Source organism: Epilithonimonas hispanica (genome assembly GCF_003385395.1).
In the GTDB taxonomy this organism is placed as follows: Bacteria; Bacteroidota; Bacteroidia; order Flavobacteriales; family Weeksellaceae; genus Epilithonimonas; species Epilithonimonas hispanica.
This window is the reverse complement of record NZ_QNUG01000020.1, coordinates 19,933-40,889: the sequence shown is the minus strand read 5'-3', so window position 1 is coordinate 40,889 and position 20,957 is coordinate 19,933. Positions and strand designations below refer to the sequence as shown.

Annotated in this window: 22 protein-coding genes; 14 read left to right on the top strand and 8 right to left on the bottom strand. The window is 35.0% G+C overall.

The annotated features are described in order from the left end of the window. Positions 1 to 66: 66 nt before the first annotated feature. Both DRF58_RS10720 and DRF58_RS10715 read left to right on the top strand, forming a co-directional pair. Complete coding sequence (locus DRF58_RS10720) at positions 67 to 555, top strand: YkgJ family cysteine cluster protein (RefSeq protein WP_116035348.1); 489 nt, start codon at positions 67 to 69, stop codon at positions 553 to 555. 97 nt (positions 556 to 652) lie between these two features. Next, positions 653 to 952 carry a hypothetical protein gene (locus DRF58_RS10715; RefSeq protein ID WP_116035347.1) on the top strand — a complete coding sequence of 100 codons (300 nt, stop codon included), beginning with the start codon at positions 653 to 655 and terminating at the stop codon, positions 950 to 952. A gap of 30 nt (positions 953 to 982) precedes the next feature. On the opposite strand, the gene hemE is transcribed toward DRF58_RS10715, so the two are convergent. The 5 genes from hemE to hemA form a co-directional block, all read right to left on the bottom strand. Then, positions 983 to 2,008 (bottom strand): uroporphyrinogen decarboxylase, encoded by a 1,026-nt coding sequence (gene hemE, locus DRF58_RS10710; protein WP_116035345.1) that lies wholly within the window; start codon positions 2,006 to 2,008, stop codon positions 983 to 985. Between the two features lie 9 nt (positions 2,009 to 2,017). Further along, positions 2,018 to 2,980, bottom strand: coding sequence for a virulence protein RhuM/Fic/DOC family protein (rhuM, locus tag DRF58_RS10705; RefSeq protein WP_116035343.1), 963 nt, complete (start codon positions 2,978 to 2,980; stop codon positions 2,018 to 2,020). Positions 2,981 to 3,028: 48 nt separating this feature from the next. Continuing rightward, positions 3,029 to 3,703 (bottom strand): uroporphyrinogen-III synthase, encoded by a 675-nt coding sequence (locus DRF58_RS10700; RefSeq protein ID WP_116035341.1) that lies wholly within the window; start codon positions 3,701 to 3,703, stop codon positions 3,029 to 3,031. Positions 3,704 to 3,830: 127 nt separating this feature from the next. After that, entirely contained in the window at positions 3,831 to 4,739 is a 909-nt protein-coding gene (gene hemC / locus DRF58_RS10695) for a hydroxymethylbilane synthase (RefSeq protein ID WP_116035340.1), read from the bottom strand. Further along, positions 4,708 to 5,997, bottom strand: a complete 1,290-nt coding sequence (gene hemA / locus DRF58_RS10690; RefSeq protein ID WP_116035338.1) for a glutamyl-tRNA reductase — start codon at positions 5,995 to 5,997, stop codon at positions 4,708 to 4,710. Before hemA ends, hemC begins: the two co-directional genes overlap by 32 nt. Positions 5,998 to 6,285: 288 nt before the next feature. Here hemA and DRF58_RS10685 point away from each other — a divergent pair, with 288 nt between their 5' ends. From DRF58_RS10685 to DRF58_RS10660, 7 genes are all read left to right on the top strand, one after another. Continuing rightward, on the top strand, positions 6,286 to 7,311 hold the full coding sequence (locus DRF58_RS10685) for a rod shape-determining protein (protein ID WP_027383133.1): 1,026 nt from the start codon (positions 6,286 to 6,288) through the stop codon (positions 7,309 to 7,311). A 96-nt stretch (positions 7,312 to 7,407) separates the two neighbouring features. Next, complete coding sequence (gene mreC, locus DRF58_RS10680) at positions 7,408 to 8,262, top strand: rod shape-determining protein MreC (RefSeq protein WP_116035336.1); 855 nt, start codon at positions 7,408 to 7,410, stop codon at positions 8,260 to 8,262. Then, entirely contained in the window at positions 8,252 to 8,758 is a 507-nt protein-coding gene (locus DRF58_RS10675; protein WP_116035335.1) for a rod shape-determining protein MreD, read from the top strand. The genes mreC and DRF58_RS10675 overlap by 11 nt, the downstream gene beginning before the upstream one ends. Positions 8,759 to 8,844: 86 nt before the next feature. Further along, positions 8,845 to 10,872 (top strand): peptidoglycan D,D-transpeptidase FtsI family protein, encoded by a 2,028-nt coding sequence (locus DRF58_RS10670; RefSeq protein WP_116035333.1) that lies wholly within the window; start codon positions 8,845 to 8,847, stop codon positions 10,870 to 10,872. After that, a complete protein-coding gene (gene rodA / locus DRF58_RS10665; RefSeq protein WP_116035332.1) occupies positions 10,869 to 12,098 on the top strand; it encodes a rod shape-determining protein RodA in 1,230 nt (409 codons plus the stop codon). Before DRF58_RS10670 ends, rodA begins: the two co-directional genes overlap by 4 nt. Positions 12,099 to 12,209: 111 nt before the next feature. After that, positions 12,210 to 12,347, top strand: coding sequence for a hypothetical protein (locus tag DRF58_RS19235; protein ID WP_262510762.1), 138 nt, complete (start codon positions 12,210 to 12,212; stop codon positions 12,345 to 12,347). Between the two features lie 42 nt (positions 12,348 to 12,389). After that, positions 12,390 to 12,989 (top strand): M48 family metalloprotease, encoded by a 600-nt coding sequence (locus DRF58_RS10660; protein ID WP_262510761.1) that lies wholly within the window; start codon positions 12,390 to 12,392, stop codon positions 12,987 to 12,989. Between the two features lie 175 nt (positions 12,990 to 13,164). On the opposite strand, the gene DRF58_RS10655 is transcribed toward DRF58_RS10660, so the two are convergent. Continuing rightward, on the bottom strand, positions 13,165 to 14,787 hold the full coding sequence (locus tag DRF58_RS10655; protein WP_116035330.1) for an ABC-F family ATP-binding cassette domain-containing protein: 1,623 nt from the start codon (positions 14,785 to 14,787) through the stop codon (positions 13,165 to 13,167). A gap of 80 nt (positions 14,788 to 14,867) precedes the next feature. On the opposite strand from DRF58_RS10655, the gene smpB reads away from it, so the two are divergent. From smpB to DRF58_RS10640, 3 genes are all read left to right on the top strand, one after another. After that, complete coding sequence (smpB, locus tag DRF58_RS10650) at positions 14,868 to 15,332, top strand: SsrA-binding protein SmpB (protein WP_116035328.1); 465 nt, start codon at positions 14,868 to 14,870, stop codon at positions 15,330 to 15,332. Positions 15,333 to 15,399: 67 nt separating this feature from the next. Continuing rightward, positions 15,400 to 16,875 (top strand): OmpA family protein, encoded by a 1,476-nt coding sequence (locus DRF58_RS10645; protein WP_116035327.1) that lies wholly within the window; start codon positions 15,400 to 15,402, stop codon positions 16,873 to 16,875. Between the two features lie 99 nt (positions 16,876 to 16,974). Next, the gene (locus DRF58_RS10640) at positions 16,975 to 17,715 is read left to right on the top strand and encodes a YebC/PmpR family DNA-binding transcriptional regulator (RefSeq protein ID WP_116035325.1); all 741 of its coding nucleotides are present in this window, start codon (positions 16,975 to 16,977) and stop codon (positions 17,713 to 17,715) included. A gap of 73 nt (positions 17,716 to 17,788) precedes the next feature. Here the strand turns inward: DRF58_RS10640 and rpmA are convergent, their stop codons facing one another. Both rpmA and rplU read right to left on the bottom strand, forming a co-directional pair. Then, the gene (gene rpmA / locus DRF58_RS10635; RefSeq protein ID WP_116035323.1) at positions 17,789 to 18,046 is read right to left on the bottom strand and encodes a 50S ribosomal protein L27; all 258 of its coding nucleotides are present in this window, start codon (positions 18,044 to 18,046) and stop codon (positions 17,789 to 17,791) included. Between the two features lie 27 nt (positions 18,047 to 18,073). Next, entirely contained in the window at positions 18,074 to 18,469 is a 396-nt protein-coding gene (gene rplU / locus DRF58_RS10630) for a 50S ribosomal protein L21 (RefSeq protein WP_116035322.1), read from the bottom strand. Between the two features lie 411 nt (positions 18,470 to 18,880). Between rplU and DRF58_RS10625 the strand changes: the two genes are divergently transcribed. Next, positions 18,881 to 20,380, top strand: coding sequence for a GH3 auxin-responsive promoter family protein (locus DRF58_RS10625; protein WP_116035320.1), 1,500 nt, complete (start codon positions 18,881 to 18,883; stop codon positions 20,378 to 20,380). After that, a complete protein-coding gene (locus DRF58_RS10620) occupies positions 20,380 to 20,748 on the top strand; it encodes a hypothetical protein (RefSeq protein ID WP_116035318.1) in 369 nt (122 codons plus the stop codon). Before DRF58_RS10625 ends, DRF58_RS10620 begins: the two co-directional genes overlap by 1 nt. The last annotated feature ends 209 nt before the right edge of the window (positions 20,749 to 20,957 follow it).

The following is a 20,957-nucleotide window of genomic DNA, read 5'->3' as shown; positions in this document are numbered from 1 at the left end:
CTTTTTGAATCAGTTTGAAATAAGATTAATGTCAGGTTTTGTTCAGAAAACCACTAATTTTGCAGAATGGATCTTGATTTCTATAAAAAACAAGCACAACAAAAACAGAAAGACCACAAAAAATTCTTGGATGGACTCAAAAAGAAACCGCCGAAGAATCTTGATTATTTGGTTGTAGAAAAACACGAAGAAACCTTTGAGGAAATCGATTGTCTCAGCTGTGCGAATTGCTGTAAAACAACTGGTCCACTTTATACAGAAAAAGATATTGAAAGAATCTCAAAACATCTTAGGATGAAACAAGCAGATTTTGAATCCAAGTTTCTGAGAGTAGATGAAGACAATGATAAAGTCCTTCAAAATTTACCTTGCTTTTTCCTGAATGATGACAATACTTGCTCAATCTATGATGTTCGTCCCAAAGCTTGTAGAGAATATCCCCACACAGATCGCAAGAAGATTTATCAAATCAATAATCTTACCATCAAAAATACTTTGATTTGTCCGGCAACCTATGTTTTTGTTGAAAAACTAAGACAAGTTTTAGAAAAGTAAGCTGTACTAAAGTTTTCCCAAAAATCTTATAGCTTCTTAAATTTAACATAATATGGTTTGGTGTTTGAAACTAATTATCTACACTAAATAAATTGTTATGAAAAAGTTATTGATAACGGGAGCATTTCTAATGTTTGGAACATTATTAATGAACGCACAAACGACTCCCAAAAAAGATAATATGAGGTCGAAAGCAGAAAAAAATCTGAAATCTACCGAAATGAAAATGGATACATCTTCTCAGACGATGGAAATGAATAAGAAAGATACATTCAATCTTGAACAAAGACAGAAAATAGAGGATGATAAAACCAGAAAAAGAATGCAACCGCCAAAAGATGGATTGAATAACGAGTCTTTAAAACCTCAAGAACCCGCACCAGGACAATTAGAATAAAAAAAGGAGCAAATTAATTTGCTCCTTTTTTTATGGTTTCCATTCAACCACCGCTTTTATAAAAGCTTCGGCATTTTCAATAGGAATATTTGGTAAAATCCCGTGTCCGAGGTTGACGATGTATTTATCTTTTCCAAAACGGTTAATCATTTCGTGAACCATTTTTCTAATCGTTTCTGGCTTCGAATGTAACCTTGATGGGTCAAAATTCCCTTGCAAAGTCACAGCATTATTCGTGAATTGTCTAGCTAATTCCGGCGTGATTGTCCAATCCACACCAACTGCGGACGCTTTAGATTTTGTCATCTCGTCCAAAGCAAACCAACAACCTTTCCCGAAAACCACAACGTGAGTCAACGGCGCAAGCGCTTCGACAATCTGATTGATATATTGCCAAGAAAATTCCTGATAATCTGCTGGAGAAAGCATTCCGCCCCAAGAATCGAAAACCTGAACGGCAGAAACACCTTTTTCCACTTTTCTTTTCAGGTAAGCAATCGTCGTATCAGTGATTTTTTGTAATAATTTGTGCGCCGCTTCTGGCTGTAGAAAACAAAATGATTTCGCAATATTGAAATCCTTAGAACCTCTACCTTCGATGCAATAACAAAAAATCGTCCAAGGCGAACCAGCGAATCCAATCAACGGAATCTCATTGTCCAGCTTTTCCAAAGTCATTTCTATCGCATCGAAAACGTAACCCAAAGTATCATTCACGTCAGGAACAATAACGTTATCAACTTGTTCAGCAGTTCTGATAGGTTCATCCAACCAAGGTCCAACCGATTCTTTCATTTTGAAATCGATTCCCATTGCTTGCGGAACCACCAAAATATCGGAGAACAAAATCGCTGCGTCCAAAGGAAATCTTTTAATTGGCTGCACCGTGATTTCCGAAGCCAATTCCGGCGTTTGGCATCTTGTGAAAAAATCGTATTTGTCGCGCAATGCGATAAATTCTGGCAGGTATCTTCCCGCTTGTCTCATCATCCAAACTGGCGGTCTTTCTACGGTTTCTCCGCGAAGTGCCTTTAAATATAGGTCGTTTTTAATCATTTTTATATTTTAGTCTGTAATTAGATTACAAATTAATTTTATCATTAATTCTTTATCGCTTGGATTACTTTGAGCAATCAATAGCGCTAAAGCAGTCAAAGCATTGTCGTTGATTTTTTTCTCTCCAGTTTTTTTTAGAAGATGTTTGTTCTTTTCTAAAAACCAAATGAAAATAAAAGCTCCAATTCTCTTGTTTCCATCAGAAAATGGATGGTTTTTTATTATAAAATATAGTAAGTTAGAAGCTTGTTCTTCAATACTTGGATATAAATATTGATTGTCAAAAGTTTGAGTAATACTTTTTAATATTCCTTCAAAAGTTTTATCTTTTTGATTTCCAAAAAGGTCGGAAGCTTCTTGCTTTTTTATTAATTCTTTTTTTAATATTTCAATCGCAATTATTGACTCTTGATAGTCAATTTCATAAGTGATATTTTCTTCAAGATGATTGAGTTCTAGTGAAAAACTGTCAAATTGATTAAGAAGAATAAAGCTTTTAGTGTAATTGTTTAAAATATTAAGTAAGCCTTTAGCTTCTGAAAGTTGATTGACTTCCGCAGACTCTGTACTTTCAATTATATTGACGATTCTTTCTAATTCGTTTAATCTTTTCTTGTTGATGCTTACACCTTCTAATAAATAGTCCTTAAGTCTTTGGGATGCCCAAATTCTAAATTGTGTTCCTTGTTTAGAATTAACTCTATAACCAACAGATAATATAGCATCTAAGTTATAGTAATCAACCTGATAGGTTTTGCCATCTTGAGCAGTTGTTGCATATTTTGCAACAACTGAATTTTTTTCTAATTCTTGTTCTTTAAAAATGTTAGAAAAGTGTCTAGAAATTACAGATTTGTCTCTTCCAAAAAGCTCAGAAATTTGATTTAAGCTCAGCCAAACAGTATCTTTCTCAAACTGAACTTCAATTTGAGTATCGCCATTTGTGGAAGTGTAAATTTCTATAGACTTCATTATTAATTATAAGCTTGAACTATTGCATATTTGCAACAGTTGATAACTTTAAATACTTGATTTAATCAAATTTAAAATATCAGCTAAAGTGTTTTTTGAGCTTGTAATTATTTTATTATCAGTTAGTTTTTCCAATTCGGAAGTTGTGGTTTTTCCAATCGAAAAAATCTTCATACCATCCAATTGATTAAACTTTGCAAAACTACGAACTCCACTCGGACTGAAGAAAACTATCGCCTGATATTTCTCATCGATTTTCGGGTAGAGTAGTTTGGTTTTATAAACAGGGATTTTTTTGTAATAAATATTTTGTAAAGGCAATTTCTCATCTAGAATATCTAGCGCAATATTGCCACAAAAATGCAGAAACTTTTCGTTCACAGAATTTTCTGTTATGAAATTTGAAAGTTCATTAGCATTCTTACAAAGTTTAAAAGTTCCGAAATTATGTTGTCTTAATTCCTTTTTGGTTTGCGAACCAACAACGTAGATTTTGTTGTAGTTTTTTGGTTCGGCAAAGTTCTCATTTGGAGAAAATCCATTTTCGAAAAAAGCTTTTACTCCATTCACGCTTGTGAAAATCAATGAATTGTTTTTTAAACCGAAAGATTTAGTTTTTAAAATTTCAGTATGAATGACTTCAACAAAATCCACCGAAAAATCTGTTCCCAATTTCTCGGAAACTTTTTCTTTGTCCAGTGATTTTGTAAAAAGGATTTTCATTGTGTGGATTTTTTAACACAAGGTTCACAAGGTTTTTTCACAAAGAACACAATATTAAAGATTAAAGCTTAATAATTCTATTAGTGAACATTGTGTAAAATCTTTGTGCCTTTTGTGGTTTAATATTTTACAGACTTTTTCGGATTTCGTCCATCAATTCCTTGCCTCCATTTTTTAGAACTTCCAGAGCAATTTTTTCTCCAAAGTTTTCAGAGTCGTTCCAGTTAAAAATCTCATCGGTTTCGATACAGTTTTTCCCATCAAGTGAACAAAGTCTTCCAAGAAATCTGATTTGTCCGTTAACCATTTCAGCTTTTGCGCCAATTGGAGCAGTACAACCGCCTTCAAGCGTTTTCAGGAATTCTCTTTCTATCGTTACGCAGATTTCGGTTTCTTTATGAGAAATCGATTTTAAAGATTCATTCAAAATTTCATTATCAGACAAACTTGCAATGGCAACAACACCTTGCGAAGGCGCCTGTAATAAGAACGGAATTTGTTCATAATTAATATCCAGATTCATTCTTTTGATTCCTGCCAAAGAAAAAACGGTAGCATCAGCGATTCCGTCATCCAATTTTTTCAAACGTGTTTGAACGTTTCCTCGGATGTCAGTGAATTCAGTTTCAGGAAATTCTTTCAACCAAAACGCACGTCTTCTCAAACTGCTGGTTGCGATTTTCAAAACGTTTAAATCCAAAGGTTGAGCATCATTATTTCTAACCAAAACATCTTCAGGAAAATCTCTTTCCAAAACCGCAGAAATCTGAATATTCTGAGGCAATTGAGTCGGAACATCTTTCAAAGAATGAACAGCAATATCGATTTCTTTATTTAATAGAGCAATGTCCAAATCTTTCGTAAACACACCTGTGATTCCCAATGCATAAAGTGGTTGGTTAAGATTTTTGTCTCCTGAACTTACAATAGGAACAATCTCGGTTTCGAAACCAAGGTTTTGTAATTTTGATTCAACTTCGTGAGCCTGCCATAGTGCAAGTGGACTATTTCGTGTTCCTATTCTTATTTTGTTCATTGGATTCTTGTTTATGAATATCCAGTATCTCTTCCATCAATTTTGTGATTTCATTAGCACGGGACGGATTTTCTAAGATATACTTTGCAAATCGGTTTGTGATTTTCTGCACCAGTTTGTTCGAGAGTTCCATATCTTCAATTTTTGCATAATTGAATTTTTTATGGATATTGTGCATCTCATTTTCCTCAATCTGTTTCAAAGAATTTTTGAATTGATTGATGTTGGGAGCCAGCTTTCTTTTCTTTTCCCAGTCGACAAAGTCTTTCGCCATTTCTTTGATGATTTCCTCCGCTTTCGGGATTTCCTTTTTTCGCTGTTCCATCGTTGCTTTGATGGTTTGCGAAAGTTGGTCAACGTCTATCAAAGTCACATTTTCCCAATTTCCCACTTCCTTCTGAACGTTGTTTGGAATTGATAAATCGATGACTAGCATTTCTTTGTCCTTAGGAAAGTTGGATTCGTCAATAATATATTTCTGAGCTCCCGTCGCAACAATCAGAACATCAGTTTGTTTCAGTTCCTCTGGAAATTCATTAAAATCAATTTGAGGAATATTGTATTTATCGGCAATTTTCTCAGCTTTCTCAAAAGAACGGTTCGCAATTTTGATTTTTGGTTGAAAGATATGTTTAACAAGATTCTCAATCGTGTTTTGACCAATTTCTCCCACACCAAGAAGCAAAATATTTTTCTCGTGAAGATGTCTCGTGTTGTTCAATATATAATGAACCGCGGCGTAAGAAACCGAAGCAGAACCAGTACTGATTCCTGTTTCGTTTTTAATTCTCTTCGAAATTTGAATCGAGGAGTTAATTGCTCTTTCCAAATATGGATTAGAAAAATCCTTATACTTTTTGAATCTGTGATAGGCATTCTTGATTTGAGAAACAATCTCAAAATCACCAATAATCTGGCTTTCCAAACCTGCAGCAACTCGAAAAAGATGAAAAAGCGCATCTTCTCTTTGTATAACATTCACATATTTCAAAAACTCAGAAAGATGAACACCAACTGTATTACAGTAGAGTTCCGCGATATGAAGGTAGTTTTTGGTTGTAGAATAAATCTCTGTTCTGTTGCAAGTGGAAACCACGAAAGCATCACCAAAATCCTGTTCATGAATTTGGTTGACGAAAGATTTAACGTGTTCATCAAAAAATGCAAATTTGCCACGAGTTTCTGCATCAGCTTTTTCGTAACTGATGCTTAGAACGGCAAAATCAGAAGTTTGATGAAATTTATTTTTTGGACTCATTTTTCAGTTTGCAAATTTACAATTTTTAAAACTAAGACTGTTTCTGAATATCATTTTGGAAAATTGATAAAATCTATAAGTTTTCTAAAAATTATAAACAGATTTTCAACAATATATTCCTCTTTTTGAAGTTTTAATATGAGAGATTTAGTTGAAGCGAAATTTTGGAATTTTGAATGATTATTCGAAGTGAAATTTTAAGGAAATTTTAACCAAAATATTTTTAATTCAATAATTAAAATGAGACTAAATTCCTATCTTTGTCAACTTAACAATTATTGAACGGAAATGGGTATATTGGATATGTTTACGCAAGAGATTGCGATTGACTTGGGAACGGCGAACACGCTTATCATACATAACAACAAGATCGTTGTGGATCAACCTTCTATCGTTGCGATAGAGCGTTCTTCTGGCAAGCCGATTGCTGTTGGGGAACAGGCAAAACATATGCAAGGGAAGACTCACGAGGATATCAAAACAGTTCGTCCATTAAAGGATGGAGTTATCGCAGATTTCCACGCTTCCGAACATATGATTAAGGAATTTATCAAACAAATTCCAGGTATCAAAGGAAAGCTTTTTCAACCCGCACTTAGAATTGTTATTTGTATCCCATCCGGAATTACCGAAGTTGAAAAAAGAGCGGTAAGAGATTCTGCCCAAAAAGTGAATGCTAAAGAAGTTCGTTTGATTTATGAACCAATGGCTGCTGCAATAGGAGTTGGAATTGATGTTCAAAAACCAGAAGGTAATATGATTATCGATATAGGTGGTGGTACAACGGAGATTGCTGTAGTTGCGCTTGGTGGAATTGTTTGTGACAAATCTGTGAAAATTGCAGGTGATGTTTTCACTAATGATATTGCTTATTATCTTAGAACGCATCATAATTTATATATCGGAGAAAGAACTGCTGAGAGAATCAAATTAGAAGTTGGTTCTGCTGTTGAAGAATTAGATGTTCCAATTGATGATATTCCTGTCCAAGGTAGAGATTTGATTACTGGGAAGCCAAAAGAGATTATGGTGAATTATAAAGAAATTGCGAAGGCTCTTGATAAATCAATCATCAGAATCGAAGATGCAGTAATGGAGACTCTTTCTTTGACTCCTCCGGAATTGGCTGCTGATATCTATAAAACAGGTATTTACCTTGCTGGCGGTGGTGCTCTTCTAAGAGGTTTGGCAGACAGGCTTCACAGAAAAACTGGACTTCCTGTTTTCGTAGCAGAAGATCCATTGAGAGCAGTTGTAAGAGGAACAGGGATTGCTCTTAAAAATATGGATAAATTCAATTTCTTAATTAAATAATCAATTTTCTATACAATTTGAATGTTCGGACTTTTGATGATATGTTTTGAGTCAAAGTCCAACATTTAATTTATCAATTATCATTCTATAGTTTAGATGGGTGCTTTGCTGAGATTTTTTTCCAAGAATGCGTTATTTGTGTTCTTCATATTCTTACAATTGGTAGCAATTGTGCTAATCTTCAGCAAGAACTCAATGCAACAAAGTTATTTGGCGGCAAAAACGGCTGCCTTTAATTCTTGGGTTTCCGGTTATATTGATGAAGGAACATCTTATTTGAAATTAAAACAAATTAATGAAGACCTTGTTGTTCAGAACAAAGCTTTGATGAAAGAGCTTTACGGAAAAGAAAAATTGGATAAACCGGTTTTCCGAAAAGTTTATGATACAATCGGAGGCGGACAGATTTATACTTTTGTTGACGGAGAAGTTGTTTACAATACGATAAACAGAAAAGATAATTATTTTACAATTAATAGAGGTCGTCTGCAAGGTGTCAGTTCCAAAATGGGTGTAATTGCACCACGAGGAATTGCAGGAATCGTCATCAATACAACAGATAATTATTCCTTAGTTCAATCGGTTTTGAGTACTAATAAAATCAAAATCAGTGCTTCGCTTAAAAAGTCAGGTTATTTTGGAACCTTGTCTTGGAAAGGTGATGATTCTAGAACGATGACGCTTTCTGATATTCCGAAATATGTTCCGCTTAAGGTTGGTGATACAGTTGTAACAGATGGAAAATCTTCAATTTTCCCTGCAGGAATCTTAATTGGAACAGTTGCCGGTTATCAAGTTGACAGCAAAACTGGATTCTGGGATGTTTCTGTAGAACTTAGCGAAAAAGTAGGAAAACTAAGCACGGTTTATGTTGTAAGAAATCTCAAAAAAGCTGAGGTAATGAAGATTGAAGATACTTTAAAAGCTCAAATTAAAAAAGATGGTCAGTAGAAACATTGCATCAGACTTGCTTTTAATAGCAATACTTACGGCTTTTCAGATTTTCATCTTGAACAGAATTGCTTTGTTTGGGCAATACATTCCTGTACTTTATCCTGTGTTCGTGATGTTTTATCCATTTTTCAGAAATCAATTTCAATTTCTTGGATTGAGTTTTCTTTTAGGATTATGTGTGGATGCTTTTTTAGGAACTTGGGGAATCAATGCTTTTGCTACAACAGTTATCGCTTATTTTAGAACAATCATATTTAGAACATCTACGGATACAACTACGGATTTCTTTTCTTTCCAAGGTATCCAGTGGACTCAGTTCATATTTTTCATCATAACAAGTATTTTTATCCATCAATTTTTGGTACAGTTCATCGAGTTTTTTAAATTCGATAGATTTTTTGAAATTTTATTTAATGTCATAGTAACTAGTTTAATATCATTTGTTTTTATATTAGCCTATACATTAGCATTTAAAATCAAGCAAAAAGTCTGAAACTTAAAGAATGTGTATAAAAACAACAACAAAATTTTCTTTGACATTGAGGTTACATATGTCCTCTAAAAAATAGAAATGCACATATGAAATCACAATATCTCAGAATTATTCTTGCTCTTTCTGTCATTGCATTAATTTTTATTGCAAGGCTTTCTTATTTGCAGTTGTTTACAGACAGATATGCTCTTAATGCTGCTAATACGTCCATTAAAATCGAATATGTCATTCCGCCAAGAGGTGTGATTTTTGATAGAAACGGTAAAATTCTTGTTGGAAATCAACCCGCATTTGAGATTTCTTATACAGCGGCACTTCTTAAACCTGATTTTGATACTATAGGTTTTTGTAAATTATTGAATATCTCCAAACCCGATTTCATCAAAACGATGAAAAATATTGAAAAGGAAAAATATTATTCTAAGTTGACGCCAATGACTTTTATGAAAAATCTAAGTCGTGAAGATATGGCGAGAGTTCAGGAATTGATTTTCAAATATCCAGCGTTTGCGATAGTTCCGCGTCCTCAAAGACAATATGAAATCAACACTTCTGGTAACCTTTTGGGTTATACCAATCAGGTAAATGATAACGATATTAAGAAAGATTCTCTTTATTATTTACCGGGAGATATTGTTGGGAAAAGTGGAATAGAAAAAGCTTACGAAAAAGATCTTCGAGGCGAAAAAGGGATGAAATATATCCAAAAAGATATTCGCCAAAGAAGTATCGGCTCATATAAGAATGGAGAGCTTGACAAGGAGGTTGTTACAGGAAAGGATTTGACTTTGACCATCGATTATGATTTGCAAAGAATGGCAGAAGAAATGTTGGTCAATAAACATGGTGCAGTTGTTGCTCTTGATCCAAATAATGGAGAAATCCTTACAATGGCAACGGGGCCGGATATCGACCCGAATCTTTTCACTGGTCCGAACAAGTCTAGAAATCTTTACAAATTAGCCAACGATACCATCTACGAGAACAAGCCAACATTCGATCGTTCTATTCAGGCAGCTTATCCTCCGGGTTCAACATTCAAATTGTTGACAGCCCTTGCTGCGATGGAAATGGGCGTGATGACAGACCAAACAATTTATCCTTGTGGAAGAGGATTTTTTTATCGTGGGAAAAGTATAAAAGGTCACGGTGGGGCAGACCCGTTGATTCCTTCGATCCAGGTGTCTAGTAACTGCTACTTCACTTATGCTTATATATCAATCATAAAAAAATATCCCGGTAATCCGTCAAAAGGAGTTGATGAATGGAAAAAAATTATCAATAGTTTTGGCGTTGGAGAGTTCCTTAATAATGATTTAGCGGTTGGTGCAAAAGGTAGAATTCCTTCTGGTGAGTTCTATGAAAAAAGAATGAAATCCATTTATAAAGCAAGTGGTTCTAAACGGACAGATTATAAAAACTGGGACGAGATGCCGACTGGTGCTATTTATAATGGTATGGGACAAGGCGATGTGCTTTTGACGCCTATGCAAATGGCAAATTTTGTAGCGGCGATTGCAAATAAAGGTTGGTATTATACGCCACACGTTGTTAAATCGATTGATGGAAAACCAAATCCAGACCCGAGATTCAAGAAGAAACATATGACATTGGTTCAAAATCCTCATTTCTATAATGTTATTCTTCAAGGAATGGAAGCTGTAATGTTGAAAGGAACAGGGAGAAGTTTGCTTTCAAAAGATTTTACACAATTAGCAAAAACTGGAACGGCACAGGTTCCTCAAGGAAAAGATAATTCGATTTTTGTATTGATTGCCCCTGCAGATAAACCAAAGATTGTAGTTGCTGCTGTAATGGAGCACGCAGGATTTGGGGCAACTTGGGCAGGACCAGCTTGTACTACCATTGCCGAAAAATATATCACTGGAGAACTTAAAAGAGAAAATCTTTACAAGAAAATGATTACCTCTAGCTTTATGCCAGAGTATAAACGACAATATGTCTCCGAAATGAAACGAAAAGGCTGGTACAAAGAACCTCCAAAAGATTCAATCCAATTAAAGAAAATTAAAGATAGTCTTAAAGCCATTCAAGATAAAAAATTAAAAAAAGACAGTTCCAAAGTTAAATCTGTAAAATCCAAAGTAAAATGAAGTGGGCAGAAGGTATAGATAAGTTGGGAATTGGGCTTTACATCCTGCTTTGTGTTTTCGCTATTGTGAATATCAATAGTGTGGATGAGAAATTGGGAAGCAAACAATTAATGTTCTTTGGAATCTCATGTTTCGTCGGGGTGATTATATTTTGTATGAGAACCAAGTTTTTCGAAAATATGGCAGCTATTCTGTATGTAGGAGGAGTGCTACTTTTGGTTGGATTATTCCCTTTTGGAACGGAAATTCTGGGTCAGAAAAACTGGTACAAATTCGGGGGATTTACGATGCAACCTGTAGAGTTCGCGAAGATAGGAACAGCACTTATGTTGGCGAATTATGTTTCCAATCCTGACTTTAATTTAAAAAATAGAAAAGTACTTTATACAGCTTTGGCAATTGTAGCAATACCAGGGATTGTTGTTCTAATGATTCCGGATGTTGGTTCGCTTTTAGTATTTTTTGCTTTTTTAATGGCACTTTATAGAGAGGGGCTTTCTGGTTGGTTGTTTGGTGTTATCTTTATATTTGCCGCAACATTTCTAGTCTCGCTTGCTGTTGCTCCAATTTATGTTGTGATTGCCATTTTGATTATCGTTGCTATTTTTGTTTTTTTCAATTTTTATAAAATTCAGGGTAATATAATTTTGATTATCGGAATTGTATTGTCGGTAGGTGTTTTAAGCGGGTTGTCTTATTCCTCAGAATATGTACTTTCTAAATTACCAAAACATCAGCGAGAAAGAATCGAAGTTCTTTACAAAGGCGAAAAAGCTTTCCGGGATACTTCGGGTTATAACCTACTCTATTCGAAAACTGCAATCGGATCCGGAGGAATGATGGGAAAGGGCTATAAGCAAGGATCTGTAACACAGGGAAAATTTGTTCCAGAACAAGAAACAGATTACATCTTTTGTACTGTAGGAGAAGAATGGGGCTTCGTAGGAAGTACCGTATTGATTCTCTGTTATGCTATTTTTATTGGTAGAATTTACTATTTGGCAGAAAATCAAAAATCGACATTTAATCGAGTTTTTGGCTACTGTTTCGCATCTGTTTTATTAATTCACTTCGGAATCAATCTTGGGATGGTTATGGGACTTTTCCCAACCGTGGGGATTCCCTTGCCTTTTTTTAGTTATGGAGGGAGCTCGCTTTTAGCTTTTTCGATGATGACTTTCATTTTTTTTAAACTGAATTACGCGGATAAAAACAGCCTTGTTTAGAAATTTGTTTAGGGTAATTTGCTCAAAATTGATAGTGCTTTTCAAAAAAAATAAAAGTGTAATCCTAAAAACAACTATTATGAAAATAACAATTATCTCTCTTTCTTCTTTTTGGGAACGGTCGGTTTTACGAATGCTCAATTTAATCTTGGAAGCGTAACAAAAGCTGCGGGGAAGGGTGTTTCTGCTTTAACATTTACCAATGCCGATGCAATCAAGTTATCCAAAGAGTTTGTAGATTATATTTGATAAAAACAATCCGGTTGCTGGTGCAAAAGATCCATATACAGTTTGCCTAAACAAACTTTTCGCAAAACACAAATCTCAAGACGGTCTGAGCTAAATTACAAAGTTAAAGTAAAAGATATCAACGCTTTTGCTTGTGCAGATGGGAGCGTGAGGGTATTTTCTTCTTTGATGGATATTATGACAGATGATGAACTTCTTGCAGTCATTGATCACGAGATTGGTCACGTTAAGAACGAAGATACAAAATATGCTATCAAATCTGCTTATTTGAAAGCGGCGGCATTAGATGCAGCTTCCGCATCTTCAAAAACTGTGGCAACACTTAATGATAGCCAATTAGGTCAAATGGCGAATGCCATTATGGTTGCTTCTCACAGTAAAAAGCAAGAATCGGAAGCGGATACTTATTCTTACGATTTTATGAAAGCTAATGGTTACGATGTTGTAGGTGCTTACAGTGCTTTCAAGAAATTAGCTTTATTGTCTGAAGGCGGAACTGCACAATCTGGTTTTCAAAAGATGTTCAACTCGCATCCTGATAGTAATAAAAGAGCTGAGGCTATTAAGAAAAGAGCTGAGAAAGATGGTCTTTGGAAAGATCCTGGAACTGTAACTTTGCCAACTACAAAGTTGACGAAATAGGTTTTAAAAAATACAGAAATGCCCCTAAGAGTTGGGGTATTTTCATTATAATTGTAAAACATAAAAAAGACTTATGTCAAATAAATAACAAGTCTATATTAGTAAAAGTAAAATACTTAATTCAACTAAAAAGAGCACTCCAAAACTTGGAATGCTCTTTTCTTTATTTTTATGATTAAGAATACATTTGCTCTTGTAATTCTTTAATTTTTTTGTCTGATAGATACTCGTCGTAAGTCATATCTCTATCGATGATTCCTTTTGGTGTCAACTCGATGATTCTGTTACAAACAGTTCCCAGCAATTCGTGGTCATGAGAAGACAATAGAAGATTCCCTTTGAAGTTGTTCAATGAGTTATTCAACGTTGTAATACTTTCCAAATCTAAGTGGTTGGTAGGTTCATCAAGCAAAAGAACGTTAGCTTTCTGAAGCATCATTCTACTGAACATGCAACGCATTTTCTCACCTCCGGAAAGAACTTTACAAGATTTAAGCGCTTCGTCTCCAGAGAACAACATTCTTCCCAAGAAACCTCTTATAAACTCCTCGTGACGCTCTTCATCATTCTTAGTGAATTGTCTCAACCAATCTACCAAGTTATAATCGCTTTGGAAGAAACTTGTATTGTCTAATGGCATATGAGATTGATTGGTTGTTACACCCCAAGCTACATTACCTTTGTCAGCTTCTATATTTCCAGCAAGAATTTCGAAAAATTCTGTGATAGCCAAAGAGTTTCTAGAAAGAACTGCTACTTTGTCGCCTTTTTTAAGATTAAGGTCAACGTTTGTGAATAGCAATTCGCCGTCTTTTGTTTTTTCAAGACCTTTGACATCAAGAATCTGGTCTCCAACCTCTCTTTCTATATCGAAAATAATTGCTGGATAACGACGAGAAGATGGTTTGATGTCATCAATATTCAATTTGTCAATCATCTTTTTACGAGCAGTTGCCTGTTTTGCTTTTGCAACGTTGGAACTAAATCTCGCGATGAAATCCTGTAATTCTTTTTTCTTATCTTCTGCTTTTTTATTAGCCTGAGCTCTCTGTCTCGTTGCCAATTGAGAAGCTTGATACCAGAAAGAGTAGTTACCTGTATATAAGTTAAGTTTAGAATAATCCAAATCTCCAATATGAGTACAAACTGTATCCAAGAAGTGACGGTCGTGAGATACGACGATTACTGTATTCTCATAATCTGCCAAGAAATCCTCCAACCATGCAATTGTAGCGATATCCAGGTCATTAGTAGGCTCATCCAGAATCAAGACATCAGGATTACCAAACAAAGCTTGTGCAAGCAAAACTCTTACTTTGTCTTTGTTTTCCAATTCGCCCATCAATTGATAGTGCATATCTTCTGTAATACCAACATTGGATAACAAAGTTTGCGCATCGGCTTCGGAATTCCATCCACCCATTTCGTCATAGATGACACCTAATTCTCCGGCTTTGATTCCATCTTCATCAGAGAAATCTTCTTTAGCATAAAGTGCATCCATTTCTTCTTTGATTTCGAAAAGTCTTTTATTTCCTCTAAGAATGGTTTCTAATACTGTGAAATTGTCATAAGCAAAGTGATCCTGCTCAAGAACTGACATTCTTTTTCCATTCTCTAGAGATACATTTCCGGAAGTTGGTTCTTGCTTTCCACTTAATATTTTAAGGAATGTTGATTTCCCGGCACCATTTGCACCGATAATACCATAACAATTGCCTTTTGTAAATTTTATATTAACTTCGTCAAAGAGAACTCTCTTGCCGAACTGTAATGATATATTAGATACTGTTAACATATAGTTTTGTAAATTTGTGCAAAAATACGAAAATAAGTTGGGATACTGAAGTTTCCTAATTTTATATAAATTTAGACTTAATGAAAGTTAAAATAGAAAAATCTGTTAATATTCTTAACAAACGTGCCCGCTTCGAATACGAAATCTTGGATGAATATGAAGCTGGTATTGTATTAACAGGCACTGAAATAAAATCGCTTCGTTCTTCCAAAGCATCCATTACGGAAAGCTTTTGTCAGTTTATTAATGATGAATTATACATTATTAATATGATGATTGATGAGTATAAGCTAGGAACTTTTTACAATCATAAAACAAAAAGGGAACGGAAGTTGCTACTGCATAATTACGAATTGCAAAAACTTAAAAAAAAGTTAAAAGATGTTGGGAATACTATAATCCCATTGAAGCTGTACATCAATAATAATGGAAAGGCCAAATTGCTTATTTCTTTAGCTAGAGGGAAAAAACTCTACGATAAAAGAGAGGCAATAAAAGATAGGGAGAATAAAGTAAACATCCAGCGATTGTTAAAGAAAAACTAAAAAAACTTTGTTTATAAAGAAAAATTATATTTATTTTGCATTATCAATTATTTAATCATTTAATTCTATGAAAAATCTAAAATTAGGAATTTCAGCATTAGCACTTACTGTTGCTTCTACTGTTTTCGCACAGACTACATCTAACCCATGGGTTATTGGTGTAGGTGCTCATGGAGTGAATCACGTTGCTCAAAGAAGTAATTTCAGCAATACGTTCTCATTCAAAAATTTCGGAGAAAACTTATTCGGAGTTTCTAAGTATTCAATTACACCGCCACTTTCTAAGTTGACAGTTGCAAGAAGCCTTGGGAAAGGTTTGGTTCTAGACTGGCAAACAACTGTAGGGAATGTTGATAACAAGAGATTTGCTATGGAGAAGGAATTCTTCTTGATGACAGGTCTAGGTGTTCAATTCAAAGCTGCAGGTTTGTTGTGGGATGAAGAGTCTTGGTTTGATCCGTACTTGAGAGTTGGTGCTAACTACCTAAGACATGATTATACAGGTCTTACTTTCCCTGCAACAGATACAAAGTCAGGAGAAGTTTACTCTTCTTATAACAAAGATGGTGATGTGACAGGTAAAGCTAACCACTTTACAGTAAGCACTGGAGCTGGTATCAATTTCTGGGTAACTAAGAACTTTGGTTTAGGTGTTCAAGGAGATTATGTAACTACACCAGTTGATAAATCAGGTGTTGCTAACTTCTGGCAAGCTTCTGCTTCATTGTTGTTCAGATTTGGTAATACAGATAGAGATAAAGATGGTATCCCTGATAAAGAAGATGCATGTCCAGATGAGCCAGGTTTACCAGAATTCCAAGGATGTCCTGATACGGATGGTGATGGAGTTCCAGATAAAGACGATCAATGTCCAGATGTAGCAGGTCCAAAAGAGAACAACGGTTGTCCTTGGCCAGATACTGATGGTGATGGAGTATTAGACAAAGATGATGCTTGTCCAGATGTTGCTGGTCCAGCTGAAAACAAAGGTTGTCCTTGGCCAGATACAGATGGTGACGGAGTATTAGACAAAGATGATGCTTGTCCTACAGTTCCAGGTCTTCCAGAATACCAAGGTTGTCCTAAGCCAGCAGGAGCTTATGCTACTGAAGCTACTGGAGCATTGACAAACATCTTATTTGATTTTAACAAAGCTACTTTAAGAGCAGAATCTGCAGGTAAAATTTCTCAAGCTGCAGAAATTCTTAAAGGTGCTAAAGATGCTACTTTCTTAGTAACTGGTCATACAGATGCTAAAGGTGCTGAAGCTTACAACTTGAAACTTTCTAGACAAAGAGCTGCTTCTGTAGTTGCTGCTTTAGAGGCTAAAGGTGTATCTCCAAGCCAATTGAAATCTGTTGGAGTTGGAGAAAGAGATGCTAAAGTTTCTGAAAAAGCGTCTGATGCTGAAAGACAAGCTGATAGAAAAGTTGTTGTAGAAGCTGTAAATGGTGCTGCTTGGGAAGCGCTTCAAAAATCAGATCTTCCAGTAGTTAAGAAGAAAACTGTAAAAAAAGCTCCAGCTAAAAAAAGAAGAAAATAATTAAACATTATTTCTAAATATAAATACCTCCAATTTTATTGGAGGTATTTTTTTTGTTTCTATAATTCAGTATTTTTGTAGAAATAAATTAATCACAAAATGGGAAGAGCGTTCGAATATAGAAAAGCTTCAAAAATGGCCAGATGGGATAAGATGGCCAAAACATTTTCAAAGATTGGAAAAGACATTGCTTTGGCAGTGAAAGCTGGTGGTCCTGATCCAGATTCCAATCCAGCACTTAAAAGATGTATCCAAAATGCCAAAGGTGCTAATATGCCAAAGGATAATGTCGAAAGAGCAATCAAAAAAGCAAGCGGTGCTGATGCTGAAAACTATGAAGAAATCACTTACGAAGGATATGGACAAGGTGGTGTTGCTTTCTTTGTAGAATGTACAACAAACAATCCTACGAGAACTGTGGCTAACGTAAGAGCTATTTTCAATAAGTTTGATGGAAATCTTGGTAAGAATGGTGAATTAGCTTTCATCTTTGATAGAAAAGGTATTTTTACAATCGATTTAGCTCAAATCAAAATGGATTGGGATGATTTCGAAATGGAAATGATTGACGGTGGAGCAGAAGATGTTGAAAAAGATGATGAAGAAGTAATGATTACTACGGCGTTCGAAGATTTTGGTTCATTGTCTCATAAGTTGGACGAACTTGGAATCGAGGCAAAAAGTGCCGAATTACAAAGAATTCCAAACAATACAAAAGGAATGACAGAAGACCAATTCAAGGCTAATATGAAAATGTTGGAGCGTTTTGAAGAAGACGATGATGTTCAGAATGTTTTCCATAATATGGAGTTCACAGCAGAACAATTAGAAACACTTTAAATTTCTAAAAATATAAACAATAAAAAATCCCAACTGAAAAGCTGGGATTTTTTATGTTATAAAACGCTGTTGATTATGCGTTTGGTTCAACAGAAACAAAAGATCTGTTGTTTGCTTTCTTTCTGAAAACTACAGTACCGTCAACAAGAGCGTGCAAAGTGTGATCTTTACCCATTCCTACGTTTTCACCTGGGTGGTGTTGCGTACCTCTTTGTCTGATGATGATGTTTCCTGCGATTGCAGTTTGTCCTCCGAAAATCTTAACACCTAGTCTTTTAGAATGAGATTCTCTACCGTTCTTGGAACTACCGACTCCTTTCTTGTGTGCCATTTTATTTTAAGCTTTTTGGGTTAAAAATTACTCAGCAGTTTCGCTGGTTTCTGTTACTTCAGCTTTAGCAGCTTTCTTAGGAGCAGCTTTTTTAGCATCTTTTTTCGCACCGTCAAAACCAGTGATAGAAACAATCTGGATTTGAGTTAATTGTTGTCTGTGACCATTTTTCTTAGCATAACCTTTTCTTCTTTTCTTTTTGAAAATGATTACTTTGTCAGCTTGAACGTGGTCAAGAATTTCTACTTCTACGGCGATACCGTTTACAGCCGGGGCACCAACAGTTACTGCACCGTTTACAGTAAGAAGAACTTTATCAAAAGAAACTTTCGCTCCTTTGTCTCCTTTCAAACGGTTCACAAACAACTTTTGGTTTTGCTCAACTTTGTATTGAAGCCCTGCTATTTCTACAATTGCAAACATTGTTTATAAATTTTTATAATTATTCGAGGTGCAAAAGTAAACATTTTATTTAAAAAACACAACACAATTTATATTTTTTTAAATATTTGAATATCAGAATCTTTTAATATTAATTTCACTCGTCGAATATTAAGATTTGGGCGCCTTTTCCGTGCTTCGTTCCTGCTTTTTTGCTCGTCGTGCCTCCTTACAAAAAGAGCTCCACTCAGCCCGGGGCGCAGATTTGCCACAAAACAAACTTCCAATATAAAAATAACATTTGTATATCCAACTTATCTAAGCGAAGCGCCTTTGTGAACTTAAAACATTTTGATGGAGAAGAATCTTTGTGACCTTTGTGTTCAAAAACTATAACCTAAAGTAACTTATATACAAGATAAACTCTAAATTTGACAATTGAAAATTTTATCAATGCTAAATTTCATCAAGAAAAACATCGCTCTCATCTGGGCAAAAAAACATATCGGAAAATCCAAAAATTTTAAAACCAATGCGATTCAGAATCAGCAGGAATTGCTTTTAGATTTGGTAAAAACTGCGGAGAAAACATTATTCGGAAGAGAACATCAATTCGAAACCATAAAATCAATTGAAGACTTTCAAAAAAATGTTTCTGTTGCGGATTATGAAGATTTAAAACCATATATCGAGAAAGTAAAAAAAGGACAATCCAAGATTCTTTGGCCAGACCTACCTGAATATTTTGCAAAAACTTCTGGAACTACTTCCGGCTCCAAATACATTCCGATTTCCAAAGATGCAATGCCTTTTCAGATTGCAGCAGCTCAAAGTGCCATTTTCCATTATATCGAGAAAAAAAATAATGCAGATTTCGTCAACGGAAAAATGATTTTTCTTCAAGGTTCTCCAGAATTAGAAGAAGTCAATGGTGTAAAAACTGGAAGACTTTCAGGAATTGTCGCTCATCACATTCCGAATTATCTTCAGAAAAATAGACTACCAAGTTGGGAAACCAACTGCATCGAAGATTGGGAAACCAAAGTCGATAAAATCGTAGAAGAAACCGAGAAGGAAAATATGGCTTTGATTTCCGGGATTCCGCCTTGGTTGATTATGTATTTTGAAAAGCTGATTGATAAACACGGAAAAAAAATCACACAGATTTTTCCAAATCTTCAATTGATTATCACAGGAGGAGTTAACTACGAACCTTATCGCGACAAGATGAACGAGTTATTAGGGAAACCTGTCGATATCGTTCAGACGTTTCCTGCTTCTGAAGGTTTTTTTGCGTTTCAGGATGATTATCGAAAAGAGGGATTATTGCTTCTGACCAATCACGGGATATTCTACGAATTCATTCCGCTCGAACAATATGGAAAACCTAACGCAGAACGATTGACTCTGAAAGATATTGAGCTGAACAAAGATTATGCTCTGATTCTGACGACTAATTCCGGACTTTGGGCTTACTCGATTGGAGATGTTGTGAGGTTTATTGATAAAAATCCTTACAGAATTTTGGTTTCCGGAAGAACAAAACATTTCACTTCAGCTTTTGGAGAACACGTGATTGCATTTGAAGTAGAAGAAGCTTTGAAAGCAACCGTTGAAAAATTCCCAGCTCAGATTACAGAATTTCATCTCGCTCCAGAAGTGAATCCAACAGAAGGTTTGCCTTATCACGAATGGTTCATCGAGTTTGAAAAAGAACCAGAAAATTTCGAAGCTTTCAAATCTGAATTGGATTGTCAACTCAGACAACGTAATACTTACTATGATGATTTGATTTCCGGGAATATTCTGCAACCTTTAGTGATTACAAAATTGAAGAAAAATGCTTTTCAGGATTATGCGAAATCTGAAGGTAAATTAGGGGGGCAAAATAAAATTCCAAGGCTTGCAAATGACAGGAAAATTGCGGTATATTTGGCAAAACTAAATTTATAATGAAAACTTTTTCTTGTCTGATTGCACTTCTTCTGCTTTTGCAATCTTGTACCACAACAATCTATAGCACAAATAAAAACAAAAATGATTTCTCTGTAATCCAAGCAGGCAAGAAGTACACGTTTTATGAAACAGGCAAACGTAAATATAAAGCCAGGGTTTCTGTTGTAGAAGAGGAAAAAATCGTGGGAATTTCCAACAGTCAAGAAGTAACTATTGCAAAAGATAATATCAGAGTGATTAAAAAAAATAATCCTACTGGAACGGCTGCTATTGTAGTCGGCTCAGTTGTCGGAGTAACTGCTTTTGCTGCATTGATTGCATCATTGTTTAGAGTTTCTTCGAATGATAATTATTACTATTACTAAAATTCTAAGAATTTTATAATACAAAATAGAGAAGGTTTCAGTCTTGTAAAGGTTGAAAGTTTTTTTATAACAAAGTTTTCTCACTAGCCCCGATTGCAGTGGAAATCCTTTTGCTTTTCTTAGAAAAGGAAAAGATTGTAACGGAAAGCGGGATTAAGCTCCTAAAAATTTATGGTGTTATTTGAAAGTAATTGGCTTACAACGATTAT

What these genes read in the sequence shown, in the direction of transcription:
- DRF58_RS10720 (WP_116035348.1), top strand. Translation starts at nt 67, where the DNA reads ATGGATCTTGATTTCTATAAAAAACAAGCACAACAAAAACAGAAAGAC.
- DRF58_RS10715 (WP_116035347.1), top strand. Translation starts at nt 653, where the DNA reads ATGAAAAAGTTATTGATAACGGGAGCATTTCTAATGTTTGGAACATTA.
- hemE (WP_116035345.1), bottom strand. Translation starts at nt 2,008, where the DNA reads ATGATTAAAAACGACCTATATTTAAAGGCACTTCGCGGAGAAACCGTA.
- rhuM (WP_116035343.1), bottom strand. Translation starts at nt 2,980, where the DNA reads ATGAAGTCTATAGAAATTTACACTTCCACAAATGGCGATACTCAAATT.
- DRF58_RS10700 (WP_116035341.1), bottom strand. Translation starts at nt 3,703, where the DNA reads ATGAAAATCCTTTTTACAAAATCACTGGACAAAGAAAAAGTTTCCGAG.
- hemC (WP_116035340.1), bottom strand. Translation starts at nt 4,739, where the DNA reads ATGAACAAAATAAGAATAGGAACACGAAATAGTCCACTTGCACTATGG.
- hemA (WP_116035338.1), bottom strand. Translation starts at nt 5,997, where the DNA reads ATGAGTCCAAAAAATAAATTTCATCAAACTTCTGATTTTGCCGTTCTA.
- DRF58_RS10685 (WP_027383133.1), top strand. Translation starts at nt 6,286, where the DNA reads ATGGGTATATTGGATATGTTTACGCAAGAGATTGCGATTGACTTGGGA.
- mreC (WP_116035336.1), top strand. Translation starts at nt 7,408, where the DNA reads ATGGGTGCTTTGCTGAGATTTTTTTCCAAGAATGCGTTATTTGTGTTC.
- DRF58_RS10675 (WP_116035335.1), top strand. Translation starts at nt 8,252, where the DNA reads ATGGTCAGTAGAAACATTGCATCAGACTTGCTTTTAATAGCAATACTT.
- DRF58_RS10670 (WP_116035333.1), top strand. Translation starts at nt 8,845, where the DNA reads ATGAAATCACAATATCTCAGAATTATTCTTGCTCTTTCTGTCATTGCA.
- rodA (WP_116035332.1), top strand. Translation starts at nt 10,869, where the DNA reads ATGAAGTGGGCAGAAGGTATAGATAAGTTGGGAATTGGGCTTTACATC.
- DRF58_RS10655 (WP_116035330.1), bottom strand. Translation starts at nt 14,787, where the DNA reads ATGTTAACAGTATCTAATATATCATTACAGTTCGGCAAGAGAGTTCTC.
- smpB (WP_116035328.1), top strand. Translation starts at nt 14,868, where the DNA reads ATGAAAGTTAAAATAGAAAAATCTGTTAATATTCTTAACAAACGTGCC.
- DRF58_RS10645 (WP_116035327.1), top strand. Translation starts at nt 15,400, where the DNA reads ATGAAAAATCTAAAATTAGGAATTTCAGCATTAGCACTTACTGTTGCT.
- DRF58_RS10640 (WP_116035325.1), top strand. Translation starts at nt 16,975, where the DNA reads ATGGGAAGAGCGTTCGAATATAGAAAAGCTTCAAAAATGGCCAGATGG.
- rpmA (WP_116035323.1), bottom strand. Translation starts at nt 18,046, where the DNA reads ATGGCACACAAGAAAGGAGTCGGTAGTTCCAAGAACGGTAGAGAATCT.
- rplU (WP_116035322.1), bottom strand. Translation starts at nt 18,469, where the DNA reads ATGTTTGCAATTGTAGAAATAGCAGGGCTTCAATACAAAGTTGAGCAA.
- DRF58_RS10625 (WP_116035320.1), top strand. Translation starts at nt 18,881, where the DNA reads ATGCTAAATTTCATCAAGAAAAACATCGCTCTCATCTGGGCAAAAAAA.
- DRF58_RS10620 (WP_116035318.1), top strand. Translation starts at nt 20,380, where the DNA reads ATGAAAACTTTTTCTTGTCTGATTGCACTTCTTCTGCTTTTGCAATCT.